This is a genomic window from Mesorhizobium sp. M1163 (genome assembly GCF_040318415.1).
Taxonomy (GTDB): domain Bacteria; phylum Pseudomonadota; class Alphaproteobacteria; order Rhizobiales; family Rhizobiaceae; genus Mesorhizobium.
Map to the genome: position 1 here is coordinate 110,514 of NZ_JAMYMF010000023.1, position 10,167 is coordinate 120,680.

At 61.1% G+C, this 10,167-nt stretch carries 16 protein-coding genes; 10 read left to right on the plus strand and 6 right to left on the minus strand.

Annotation, left to right across the window (positions count from 1 at the left end; translation table 11 throughout):
- Positions 1-46: 46 nt before the first annotated feature.
- From NKH43_RS21800 to NKH43_RS21830, 7 genes are all read left to right on the plus strand, one after another.
- Complete coding sequence (locus tag NKH43_RS21800) at positions 47-1,222, plus strand: N-acetylmuramidase domain-containing protein (protein ID WP_352859820.1); 1,176 nt, start codon at positions 47-49, stop codon at positions 1,220-1,222.
- Positions 1,219-1,515 carry a hypothetical protein gene (locus NKH43_RS21805; RefSeq protein WP_352859821.1) on the plus strand — a complete coding sequence of 99 codons (297 nt, stop codon included), beginning with the start codon at positions 1,219-1,221 and terminating at the stop codon, positions 1,513-1,515. The genes NKH43_RS21800 and NKH43_RS21805 overlap by 4 nt, the downstream gene beginning before the upstream one ends.
- A 168-nt stretch (positions 1,516-1,683) precedes the next feature.
- Entirely contained in the window at positions 1,684-2,013 is a 330-nt protein-coding gene (locus NKH43_RS21810; protein WP_352859823.1) for a hypothetical protein, read from the plus strand.
- Between the two features lie 7 nt (positions 2,014-2,020).
- Positions 2,021-2,533, plus strand: coding sequence for a hypothetical protein (locus tag NKH43_RS21815; protein WP_352859825.1), 513 nt, complete (start codon positions 2,021-2,023; stop codon positions 2,531-2,533).
- A gap of 50 nt (positions 2,534-2,583) precedes the next feature.
- The gene (locus NKH43_RS21820; protein ID WP_352859826.1) at positions 2,584-2,808 is read left to right on the plus strand and encodes a hypothetical protein; all 225 of its coding nucleotides are present in this window, start codon (positions 2,584-2,586) and stop codon (positions 2,806-2,808) included.
- 134 nt (positions 2,809-2,942) lie between these two features.
- The gene (locus NKH43_RS21825; protein ID WP_352859828.1) at positions 2,943-3,269 is read left to right on the plus strand and encodes a hypothetical protein; all 327 of its coding nucleotides are present in this window, start codon (positions 2,943-2,945) and stop codon (positions 3,267-3,269) included.
- 99 nt (positions 3,270-3,368) lie between these two features.
- Positions 3,369-4,214, plus strand: coding sequence for an ATP-dependent DNA ligase (locus tag NKH43_RS21830; protein WP_352859830.1), 846 nt, complete (start codon positions 3,369-3,371; stop codon positions 4,212-4,214).
- Positions 4,215-4,217: 3 nt separating this feature from the next.
- Here NKH43_RS21830 and NKH43_RS21835 read toward each other — a convergent pair whose 3' ends face one another.
- Positions 4,218-4,469, minus strand: a complete 252-nt coding sequence (locus tag NKH43_RS21835; protein ID WP_352859831.1) for a hypothetical protein — start codon at positions 4,467-4,469, stop codon at positions 4,218-4,220.
- Between the two features lie 51 nt (positions 4,470-4,520).
- Between NKH43_RS21835 and NKH43_RS21840 the strand changes: the two genes are divergently transcribed.
- Complete coding sequence (locus tag NKH43_RS21840) at positions 4,521-4,814, plus strand: hypothetical protein (protein WP_352859833.1); 294 nt, start codon at positions 4,521-4,523, stop codon at positions 4,812-4,814.
- A 475-nt stretch (positions 4,815-5,289) separates the two neighbouring features.
- Here the strand turns inward: NKH43_RS21840 and NKH43_RS21845 are convergent, their stop codons facing one another.
- A complete protein-coding gene (locus NKH43_RS21845) occupies positions 5,290-5,757 on the minus strand; it encodes a YidB family protein (protein ID WP_023717512.1) in 468 nt (155 codons plus the stop codon).
- 159 nt (positions 5,758-5,916) lie between these two features.
- Here NKH43_RS21845 and NKH43_RS21850 point away from each other — a divergent pair, with 159 nt between their 5' ends.
- Positions 5,917-6,174 carry a GlsB/YeaQ/YmgE family stress response membrane protein gene (locus tag NKH43_RS21850; protein WP_023717513.1) on the plus strand — a complete coding sequence of 86 codons (258 nt, stop codon included), beginning with the start codon at positions 5,917-5,919 and terminating at the stop codon, positions 6,172-6,174.
- A 45-nt stretch (positions 6,175-6,219) separates the two neighbouring features.
- Here NKH43_RS21850 and NKH43_RS21855 read toward each other — a convergent pair whose 3' ends face one another.
- The 4 genes from NKH43_RS21855 to NKH43_RS21870 all read right to left on the minus strand — a co-directional run bounded on the left by NKH43_RS21855 (position 6,220) and on the right by NKH43_RS21870 (position 9,638).
- A complete protein-coding gene (locus NKH43_RS21855) occupies positions 6,220-6,843 on the minus strand; it encodes a peptidoglycan recognition protein family protein (RefSeq protein ID WP_352484574.1) in 624 nt (207 codons plus the stop codon).
- 141 nt (positions 6,844-6,984) lie between these two features.
- Entirely contained in the window at positions 6,985-7,434 is a 450-nt protein-coding gene (locus NKH43_RS21860) for a GFA family protein (protein ID WP_023717515.1), read from the minus strand.
- Between the two features lie 19 nt (positions 7,435-7,453).
- Entirely contained in the window at positions 7,454-8,341 is an 888-nt protein-coding gene (locus tag NKH43_RS21865; RefSeq protein ID WP_352859835.1) for a DMT family transporter, read from the minus strand.
- A gap of 88 nt (positions 8,342-8,429) precedes the next feature.
- The gene (locus NKH43_RS21870) at positions 8,430-9,638 is read right to left on the minus strand and encodes a glycosyltransferase family 87 protein (RefSeq protein ID WP_051409608.1); all 1,209 of its coding nucleotides are present in this window, start codon (positions 9,636-9,638) and stop codon (positions 8,430-8,432) included.
- Positions 9,639-9,929: 291 nt separating this feature from the next.
- On the opposite strand from NKH43_RS21870, the gene NKH43_RS21875 reads away from it, so the two are divergent.
- Positions 9,930-10,167 (plus strand): GTP-binding protein (locus NKH43_RS21875; protein WP_352859837.1); only part of this gene is annotated, 238 nt, incomplete at its 3' end.

A 10,167-nucleotide genomic window follows, 5' to 3' on the forward strand; every position in this document is an offset into this window, starting at 1 on the left:
TTTCCCACAATCTGCAACCTGCCCGTAAGGGCGGAAAGGAACTCCCATGGACACCACGTTCAAGGGCGCTGCGAAGCGCATCACTGATCGCGATATCCCGCGCATCGGTGCGCTGATCGGCGTCGGCGAGGATCATGTTCATGCCTTCATGGACGTCGAGGCGGCAGGATCCGGCTTCGATGCCAAAGGCCGGCCCAAGCTGCTGTTCGAGCCGCACGTCTTCTATCGCAACCTGTCCGGCGCCAAGCGAACCGCCGCGGTGAAAGCCGGTCTCGCCTATGCCAAATGGGGCGCAAAGCCTTATCCGAAGGACAGCTATCCGCGCCTGGTCGCGGCTATCGCGATCGATGAGACGGCTGCGCTGAAGTCGGCGTCTTGGGGCCTCACCCAGATCCTCGGCGAGAACTTCAAGGCAGCTGGCTACGGCACCGTGCAGGCCATGGTGCGGGCCTTCATGGATGACGAGGCCGCGCACCTCGAGGCGACGGTGAAGCTGCTTGTCGCGTGGAAAGTCGACGACGATCTGCGCGCGCATCGCTGGCCGGTGGTCGCCGAGACTTGGAACGGCCCTGGTTACAAGAAGAACCGCTACGATTCCAAGCTCGCCGCCGCCTATGCCAAATGGCAGAGGATCAAGGACACGCCCTACGCGCCGGGCAAGCCTTCGGTTGCCGAACCGGCCGCGCCGATCGAGCGGGCACCGCCGGCCGTCGACAAGGAAACGATCGAGCGCGTGCAGCAGCAGCTGAAGGATCTCGGCTATACCGAGGTCGGTGGCATCGACGGCAAGATCGGCACGATGGCGGCGACCGCGATCCGCGCCTTCCGTGCCGAGAATGGCCTGCCTGAGGGCGACGGTATCGACGATGCGCTGCTTTTGGCATTGCAAAAGGCCAAGCCGCGCGTGCTGGCGCCGGCGCGCACGGATGCCGCTCCGGACGTCGTGCGCGAGAAGGTGCCGGAAGTTCGCACCAACTGGTTGGCCAAGGTCGGCGCGTTCTTCACCACGATCGCGGCGCTGATCGGCAGCTTCTTCGACGGCATCGTCGGCAATCTCGACCAAGCCTCGGGCCTCATGCAGCCGGTCAAGGACGCCGCCGGCGACGTTCCCGGCTGGGTGTGGATGCTGGCGATCGCCAGTGTGGCCGGCGGCCTCTTCCTAGTGGCCCGTCATGGCGAGAAGAAGGGCGTCGAGGCGTTCCAGAGCGGAGCGCGGCGATGATGGGCAGCCTCATTGGCGCTGTAGCAGGCCTGCTCGGCGTCAACAGGCTGCTCGCCGGCGTCATCGCGATCGGCGCCGCCATCCTCGTCGCCTCCGGCGCGGGGTTGAGCGTCTACATGCTGATCAAGCACCAGGGCGCGGCCGAGCTCCGCCAGAAAATCGAAAGGGAAAACCGCGATGCGATCGAAAAGGGTCTGGGTGCTCGCATGTCTTTTGACGACTGCCTTGCTGCCGGCGGGGTGTACGACTTCAAGCGTCAACGGTGTTCCGGCGCTACGCTCGGCCCTCGGTAACAGCCTCGCTGGTGCCCAGGGCAAGACAATTGAGGATCAGAACCGTATCGACCGCACGATGGCGCCAGGCTGCGCGATCGGCCTCTACAAGCCGGCCGAATGCGACCGCCACTCAAAGGCGAGCACGACACGCCGCGCCGAACTGAAATCCTGAATGGGCGGGGTACGATGGCAGAAACAGATCCGCTCCTGTTGCCGCAGCGCTGGCGGGAGCTCGACAGGCGCACCATCGAAATGGTGGCGCGCTGGAACGAGGAAGAGCGCGAACGCATGATCCAGGTCAGCCATCTGACCAAGAAGCAGATGGACCGCCTGGACCAGTTTTTGAAGCTGCCCGACGACAAATGGGAGGCAGGCTTCCGGATCGTCACCCGCTCGGTGATCTTCAACAAGACGCTGCGCTCGGCGCCCAAATTCGTGCTCGGGCTTGCCGCCGTGCTGGTAGCGCTGAACCAGCTCTGGGCGCTGCTGGCGCCCTATGTGAGGTCGATCAAATGAGGGCCGGATGACGGTGCTGGAACGAACGCGCGCCTTCGACTGGCGCTCCGCGCTGGTCGCTTCGCCCTTTGCCGTGCTCTTGGCATGGCTGGTCACCATCCTGATCGACCGCGAGCCGCCGATCGTCTTCGAGACGGCGAGCGTGCTGACGCCGCATGTGCCGCAGGGCGGTGTGCTTGATGTCCAGTACACGGTGGTGCAGAACCGCATCTGCGCGGCGACAGTCGAGCGCTATGTTACCGATTCGGATGGCATCGTGCATGTGCCGTCGACCTATACGGTCGGCCGTCGACCGTTGATCGACGGCTATCCGCCGGAAGGCCGCGAGACCTATCAGCGCTCGATCACCATCCCGCTGGCAACATCGCTCGGCCGCGCCCATTACGAGGCGCGCTTCACCTACGCCTGCAACGTAATGCAGAAGCTGGCCTTCCCGATCGAGGTGACGGCGCCGACGGTCTATTTCGACATCGTTCCGGCGCCGGCAACGCTGACGCCGCTGACCCCGGAAGCACCTTAGCAATCCGCGCCCGGCGGCTCCGGGCAACCCCCACTCATGGAGATGAAGAGATGGGCATTCGTGCAAAAATGCGACTGGAGAACGTGTTCGCTCAGGCTTGGGGCGGCGCGAAAGCGATCTTCCGATGCGAGTACGATCAGAAGGTCGCCGAGGATCTTTCGTTCCAGAAGGCGACACCGTCGGGTCATGCCGAGTTCCAGATCGACAACCCGAAAGCGGCTGAGCAACTTGTGATCGGCAAGAGCTACTACGTCGACTTCACACCGGCCAACTGACCTCATCTGGTCGGAAAAAATTAACATAGCCCCGCCGCGCCGAAAAGGTGCGGCGGGCTTTTTGCGTTTTAGGGCAGGGGTTGACTTGCACTCCCGACCATGAACGGAATGAGAACATACAACCGGGGGTTCTCATGCATCTCGCTATCGACATTTCTGATATGCCGGCCGGCGACGCGGTCGACAGCTTCGTCGTCCTGGCGCCGTCCAACGCCCGCTCCGACGCCGCCTTGCGCGCGGTCGAGGCTTTCCTGAAGTGCTGCTTCCCGGAATACGATTTTCTCGCCAATGGCGAGGCCATGCCCTTCGACGGCGATTACCAGGTGCTGCCGATCTGCGGCGTCGTCGGCGACGAGCCGGACGCGCTGCGCATGCTCGACTATCCCGAACCGTCGGTGATGATGGGCATCGCCGCGGCGCTGAAGGGTTTCAGGCCCGGCCTGCCGCCGGCGCTGAACTAGAATCACGTTCCGTTCACTCTGGCTAATATAAGGTTTGTACCTAGTATTGACTGGGTGCGTAAAATTGTAAGTACCGGTCGCCTCGAGTTCATTCCGCCAATGGAGCCCAAGCTGGTCGCCAAGCCGCCCGAGGGTGAACACTGGATGCATGAGATCAAGCTCGACGGCTACCGCGCCCAAATCGTCATCAACAGCGCCGACGATATCCGGGTCTTCACCAAGTCCGGCGCCGATTGGACCAGTAAGTTCACCGGCCTCGTTGAAGCCGCGCGTGAGCTCGATGTCGAGAACGCGATCTTCGATGGTGAGGCGGTGCTCACCAACAAGGCCGGGCTGCCCGACTTCGACGCGCTGCAGAAGTCCGTGCACAGCGATCCCTACGCCACGATCCTCGGCGCCTTCGACATCATGCATCTGGACGGCCACGATCTGCGCGACGTCGGCTGCAAGGCGCGCAGGGAAATGCTCTACAGCATCATCAAGCCGAACAGCAGGATCCAGTTCAGCGAGGCCCTGCCAGGCGACCCGAAGGCGATCTTCTATCTCGCCGACCAGGCGGGGCTCGAGGGGATCGTCTCCAAGCGCGCCGACAGCCCGTATCGCAGCGGCCCCACATCGAACTGGTTGAAGACAAAGAGCTGGACGGTCGACGAATTCGAACTGCTCGGCGTCGAGCGCGAGCCGGGCAAGGCGGCATTCGCGTTGCTGGCTGATCCCGGCACCGGCAAATATCTCGGTACCGCCTTCATCACCTTGGGCCGCGACATGAAGGAACGGCTGTTGAAGCGCGTCCGGGAGCACGCCGGCCCGCCGCCAGAGGCCATGAAGAAGCGGACGGCGACGCAGTGGGTCAAGCCTGGCGTAAAGCTGCGCGTCAAGCATCTCCGTGGCGATCACAGCCACATACGCCATGCCTCGCTGCTGGGTTTTGGCGACGAGGAATAGCAGTCAGCCGGCGAACAGGTGCTTGGAGCCTGTCGTCACCATCCAGTTCGCCCGGTCAATATGGCTGCGAACAGCGTTGCGGGCGCGCACCGGTTCAAGAGCCGGGTCGATGCCGAGAATGAGATCTGCCATCTCCTCTACGCTGGCAATGTCAGCGCAGGCGTCCAAGATCTGCAGGTAGATGGTGAAATTCTCTTTGTCGTAAACCGTGATGGAGTCCGACCACGGAACTTCTTCAAGGAGTCCAGGTTTCATAACGAGCATGCCTTTTCAGATTGCCATGTCACCCTGGATGATGCCGCGGGCTTGGCGTTCGTCAAGTGCCAGCGCTATATCGACCGGATGGCGAAAGGCTGGACATTACAATCATTGATCGATGGCAAGATGCAGCTCATCGCGTTTTGCCACAATCCGCGATGCCACCATAATCAGCCGCTCAATCTAGAGAAGCTGAAGGCGAAGCTCGGTCCGGATGCGCCGGCGATGGCTGATGATCTCATTCCGAAGCTGAGGTGTGCGAACTGCGGCGGCAAAGCCGTCGGCCTGACCTATACACCGGAGAACACTAAAGTCTCCGGCATGGGCCATCGCATTGACTAGACCGCGCCCAGAAACCGCCCAGATACGGGGCCTAAGCGCCCAGTTTCAGGGAAATAGCTGGGCACAAACGGCACAGAAAAGCCCGGAAAGCCGCCATTCCTGCGGTTTTAACGCTCGTTTACACCGAACATGTCGGAAGTCAGAGGGCCGCCTGTATCCATGAGTGACACGCCACCTGATCCCGACCGCAGAATTTGACACGGCCAAAGCTAGCAGTGACACGGCGCATTGATTTCATTGCATTCCTAGGAGCCTTCCAAGCTGAATATGCGGGTTCGATTCCCGCTACCCGCTCCAGATTTCCCGCAGCCGCGGCGTCCCTCGCGCACGATCCCGAAGCAGGCACCGCCAAGTGAAGCGCTTTGCCGATAATTCAAAGTGTTGGTTGCGCGTCCAGACGGACGCGCAACGACCTTAATCCGTTGTTTTATGCATGTCGTTGTACCAAACCGCAGGCGGTGTTGGGCGACATGCCTTAACTCGCGAATTTGCTGAATATGGACGCGAGCTGGTTCTGCTGCGGCACTTGCCCGTTCGGCGTCAGCTGGTCGACAAGCCCTGGCAAGGCTGCGGACAGTTGCTTGAGCAGGTCCTGCTGGTTCAGCCCCGTCCTTTGCGCGATCTCCTGAATGATTTGTGGCCCGAGAGCGCTGCCCAGATCGCTGGGGTTGATCGGCTGGTTCTGACCGGTACCGACCCACGAATTGGCGACGTTGCCGTGGCCGGCGTCCTTCAGTTTGTCGAGCAGGCCGCCCAGACCGCCGAGCAGGCCGCCATCGGCGGATGCTGTTGTATCAGGCGGGACGGGGGCAGGGCTTTGCGTTGCCTCCGGCTGGGCGGAACTTCCACCGCTCAGCATTTTTCCCACCAAAAGTGCGCCGAGCGCGATCATCAGCGGCTTGGCGACGTTGCCGCCGGGAACGGCATTGTCAAACAGTCCCATTGTGGATCTCCATGTCAAATTGCCCGTCCGTCTCCGACAATGACGCATCCATGGCGAATTTCAAGCCGGTTTGAGCTTTCCGTAATCATGATTTTCAAGTTGGCTTGAGCTTTGCTTAATAATGTGGAAGTAATCGAGCGCGGGGAACGGAGAGGAAAAATGTCAATATTAAGCTGGATTATTCTCGGCGTCATCGCCGGCTTCATAGGCAGCAAGATCGTCAATAAAAGCGGGCAAGGCCTTGTGCTCGACATCGTGCTCGGGATTGTCGGGGCCATCGTCGGAGGGCTCATCTTCAGCGCGTTTGGCGCGTCGGGCGTTACCGGGCTCAACATCTATAGCCTGATCGTAGCCGTGGTCGGTGCCGTGGTTGTCCTCTGGGCCTATCATCAGTTCAGCGGCAAGAGGGCTCTATAGAAGCCGTCCGGCAGTTGCGTCGGCATTCGGGTGAATGCCGACCGCCTATCTGATCCTTCTGAGGATTTCGCGGATCAGCGTGTTGAGGCCGGCTTCCAGCCCTCTCACCATGATCGGCCATAGTTCCTCCAGCAATCGCTGCCATACGGCATCCCGCCCAATCCTCACCGGCAGATTTGGCATCGAGCTCATTGCCGCCGTCACGTCGCGGCGCAGCCGCTCGCCGCAGCCGCTTGCGCCGCTGATCGTCGGATCGAAAGGCAGCCGGGTGAAATCCCATTTTCCGCGTTGCTCGATGCCGAGATTGCTTTCGACCTCGGCGTGCGAGAGCACCGTTTTGGGCGTGACCTTGATGCGGTAATATTTGCAGAGTTCGGCGACAACCGCGGTCATCGCGTCCCACTGCGCCCTGGTCATCGGATAGCGGCCGGCATCGAACGGCCTTTCCTCCGCCCCGGCCATGCAACAGAGCGAAACCCCGATCGAGCCGCCGTTGCAGTTGAGCGTGTGCGCGGCATATCCCGGTTTTACCCGGCCGGAATTGAGCGCGATCGAAGGCCGGCCCCTGACCAGACGGCCATTCCCCTCGACCAGTATGTGATATGCATCCTTGTCGGTATCGCCGGCCGAATGCGAGCCCGCCGTCCAATGGCAAATGACGCGCCTCATCGCAACATTGGGCAACCACTCGGGCGGTAATGCCACAGAAATCCCCGCGACATAGGTTCGGTGACGGAGCACAGTATAGTTTCTTTGGCGACGGACGCGAAAACGAAACGATAATTTGGTTGAGCGTTTTCTAACGGTCAGCTATTCGTCGGCATCTCCAGCGACCACGTGTTCTTCATATTGCGGCAGGTCGTCGGTGATCGTGAACCACTTCGCCTTGGAGCCGACAAAGATGTGCTGCGTCGGGCGGATGGTCGGCTCGTCGACCAGGGTTCCCATGGCGACATGCACGAAGGCACCGCCGCGGACCACCGAATAGAGCAACGAGCCGCAAGTCTTGCAGTGCGCGTTATGGCCGGTTTCGTCGCCGAAGATCATGAGATTGTCCTCGCCCCTGGTCAGGCTCAGCCTGTCGCGTTCGATGCCGGCGAATGGCTTGAACGCCGAACCGGTGGTGCGCCGGCAGTTCGAGCAGTGGCAGTTCGCGGCATAGATGAACGCGTCCGCCACCGCATACTGAACGGCGCCGCACAGGCACTTTCCGGTGAGCGTGCGGTTGCTTGCATTCTGGTTGCTTTCCGGGCTTGCCATGCGCTTCTCCACTTCCGCTCTAGGCGACGACAGTCAACCGGCGCTTGCGCTCGTCGAGCGAGACGATTGTCAACCCGCTGGCCACCACCAGCAGGATACCGCAGATGGCCAGCGCATTCGGGAGTTGCCGGAATACCACCAGGCCCGAAATCACCGCCCAGACGGTGAAGCAATAGTAGAACGGCGCCACCACGCTGGTCGGCCCGACCCGATAGGCCATGAAGATGAAGAAGTGGCCGAAGATCAGGAACAGTCCGGCCCCCGCCATCAGCAGCAGGTGATGGGTTTCAGGCACGACCCACTGCTCGGAAAGCAGATGCGCGACGCCGGCGCCGGCGAGCACCACGACCACCGCGGAAATGGCAACAACCATCCCCGGCACCTCGGCGGCGACCTTGCGTCCCGCCAGATCGCGTGCCGCGGACAGAGCGGCATTGCCCAGCGCCAGCAGGGCGTAGACCGAAATCCCCTGCATCGTCGGTTGTGCCACCATCACCCCGCCGATAAAGCCAAGGCCGATCAGCGCCAGCCGCACCCCGCCGATCCGTTCGCCAAACAGGATCGAGGAGCCGACCAGCATCAGCAAGGGTGTGATCTGCCCAAGCGCGGTCGAATCGGCGATCTGCATGTTGGCGAGCGCCACCACGTAGCAAAGGATAGCACCCAGTTCGAGCAGGTTCCTGCGCAACACCTTCGCGTCGAGGATCAGCGGGATCTGCTTGCCATAGCCCAGCATGAACAGCAGCGGAATGCCCCACAATGTTGCCGCAGCGCCGCGCAGGAACAGCACCTCATAGGGCGGCAGTCCCGCGGTTGCGAGCTTCATCATCGTGTCGTTCACGATGTAGGATCCGGTCGAAACGACCATGAACAGCGGGCCTCGGATGGCAGTCGGGATGAAATGCATGGGCCGACGAAATCAGACCGGCGCAGCAGCGGCAATGGGCCAGCGGCAAGCGAACGGATTTCCAGCGGCAAGCGAACGGATTATGGCTTCAATTCACGTTGAGCGCTCCAGCCCGCGAAGCCAAGCGTGTCGGAAAAGCCTGCCATGCGCGGCCGACCACCAGGCCTGACACAAGCAGCGCCGAGAGAAAGGCGGTGGCCAGGTGGTCCGAGGGGCCCGAGACGAGCAGAATTCCGGCAGCGATCACGACAGCGCTTTCTTTCGCCGAAAATCCTGATTTTCCTAGAAACGCCAGCGGGATGGCAAGAGCCACGAAATCATAGATGAACGCGTAAGGCGAAGCGAGAATCGTCACGGTTGCGAGCGCTGCTGCCTTGACGTCGAACGCCACTTTTTGACGCCATATCCAGACAATGCCGGCGCTCAGAACTGCGATGAGCAGGCCCTGCGCGGTCCATGCGAGCGTCCAATTCCACCCAAGCGCGCGGACAAAACCGTAGAGGCTTTGAAGCTTGGAGAAGTCAGCCCTACCATCGACGAGAATGGTGCCGTTGACCTTGGCGGCGGCATCGAAGAAATCGGACCAAATCTCGGCGCCGAAGAGGCCGATGGAAAGCATGATCATGACGGTGGTGGAAACAGCGGCCCAACCGATCACTCGCCAAAAGCCTCCGGCGATGAGCGCAAGCGGGATCATCAGACCGAATTGCGGCTTATAGGTGAGCAGGCCGAAGCAGAGGCCGGCCAGCGCGGGGCGTTTTTCGATCGAGGCGATGGCTGCGCCAAGCAACGCAGCGGTAATGAAGCCGTTTTGGCCGACCACGGTATTCCAAAGCACGGGGGGCCAGGCCATGGCTGCCAGAATCGCAACGCGTGTGTTCCCGATCAGCCGTATGGCGGCGGCGTAGAGCGTTATCCCGGTCGCCATCCATGCAACCAATGCAGCCGGATAGGATAGCAACGCCAGTGCGGCGGTCACGATCAGGAAAGTCGGAGGATACTGCCATGAAAAATAGCCGTCGAAGGTAGCACCGCTTTCAGCGGTCGCGATGCTCTTGTGCAGGTCCCAATTATAGGCATCGGCGGCATGGCCTTGCAGGACAAGCTTGCCAGCCCCCCAGAATGCGATGAAGTCGGTCGCCAGCGGCCGCCCGTTTTCGTCGAACAGCCAGCTGCCGATCAATATCGAAATGCCAAGCACGCCGATGTAAGTGCAGATCAAGCCGCATATGGCCAGATAGATCAGACGTTGCAGGTTCTGCCCTGTCGCGATGGTGGCAATCCGCATGATGCTCATTTACCCGCAAGTGCCCAGGCGCCATTCTGCTCCAGTGTCATTAAGCCAGTCTCATTAAGGGAGTGTCATTAAGGGTTTGTGGCGCCTCCGGCCTTGGGTCGTGCCCATCTTACATTTCCGTCTTGCCATTCCCATATCGGCCACATCCCCTAAATCGGATCATGGGTTCGAACCGAGTGAGCCGCGCTCAGCCACAAGGCACTTGTGTTTTTCGGCCTTAGTCGCTAATCGCCCCGCATTCGACTGAACTGAAGGTCCAGGCCGTCCTTAGGCCGTCCAAGGAAAGAGACTATGGCAAAAGGTAAATTCGAGCGCACTAAGCCTCATGTGAACATTGGCACGATTGGTCACGTCGACCACGGCAAGACGTCGCTGACGGCGGCGATCACCAAGTATTTTGGCGAATACAAGCGCTACGACCAGATCGATGCGGCGCCGGAAGAGAAGGCACGCGGCATCACCATTTCGACGGCACACGTCGAATACGAGACGGCTGCCCGCCACTATGCCCATGTCGACTGCCCCGGCC

What these genes read in the sequence shown, in the direction of transcription:
- NKH43_RS21800 (WP_352859820.1), top strand. Translation starts at nt 47, where the DNA reads ATGGACACCACGTTCAAGGGCGCTGCGAAGCGCATCACTGATCGCGAT.
- NKH43_RS21805 (WP_352859821.1), top strand. Translation starts at nt 1,219, where the DNA reads ATGATGGGCAGCCTCATTGGCGCTGTAGCAGGCCTGCTCGGCGTCAAC.
- NKH43_RS21810 (WP_352859823.1), top strand. Translation starts at nt 1,684, where the DNA reads ATGGCAGAAACAGATCCGCTCCTGTTGCCGCAGCGCTGGCGGGAGCTC.
- NKH43_RS21815 (WP_352859825.1), top strand. Translation starts at nt 2,021, where the DNA reads ATGACGGTGCTGGAACGAACGCGCGCCTTCGACTGGCGCTCCGCGCTG.
- NKH43_RS21820 (WP_352859826.1), top strand. Translation starts at nt 2,584, where the DNA reads ATGGGCATTCGTGCAAAAATGCGACTGGAGAACGTGTTCGCTCAGGCT.
- NKH43_RS21825 (WP_352859828.1), top strand. Translation starts at nt 2,943, where the DNA reads ATGCATCTCGCTATCGACATTTCTGATATGCCGGCCGGCGACGCGGTC.
- NKH43_RS21830 (WP_352859830.1), top strand. Translation starts at nt 3,369, where the DNA reads ATGGAGCCCAAGCTGGTCGCCAAGCCGCCCGAGGGTGAACACTGGATG.
- NKH43_RS21835 (WP_352859831.1), bottom strand. Translation starts at nt 4,469, where the DNA reads ATGAAACCTGGACTCCTTGAAGAAGTTCCGTGGTCGGACTCCATCACG.
- NKH43_RS21845 (WP_023717512.1), bottom strand. Translation starts at nt 5,757, where the DNA reads ATGGGACTGTTTGACAATGCCGTTCCCGGCGGCAACGTCGCCAAGCCG.
- NKH43_RS21850 (WP_023717513.1), top strand. Translation starts at nt 5,917, where the DNA reads ATGTCAATATTAAGCTGGATTATTCTCGGCGTCATCGCCGGCTTCATA.
- NKH43_RS21855 (WP_352484574.1), bottom strand. Translation starts at nt 6,843, where the DNA reads ATGAGGCGCGTCATTTGCCATTGGACGGCGGGCTCGCATTCGGCCGGC.
- NKH43_RS21860 (WP_023717515.1), bottom strand. Translation starts at nt 7,434, where the DNA reads ATGGCAAGCCCGGAAAGCAACCAGAATGCAAGCAACCGCACGCTCACC.
- NKH43_RS21865 (WP_352859835.1), bottom strand. Translation starts at nt 8,341, where the DNA reads ATGCATTTCATCCCGACTGCCATCCGAGGCCCGCTGTTCATGGTCGTT.
- NKH43_RS21870 (WP_051409608.1), bottom strand. Translation starts at nt 9,638, where the DNA reads ATGAGCATCATGCGGATTGCCACCATCGCGACAGGGCAGAACCTGCAA.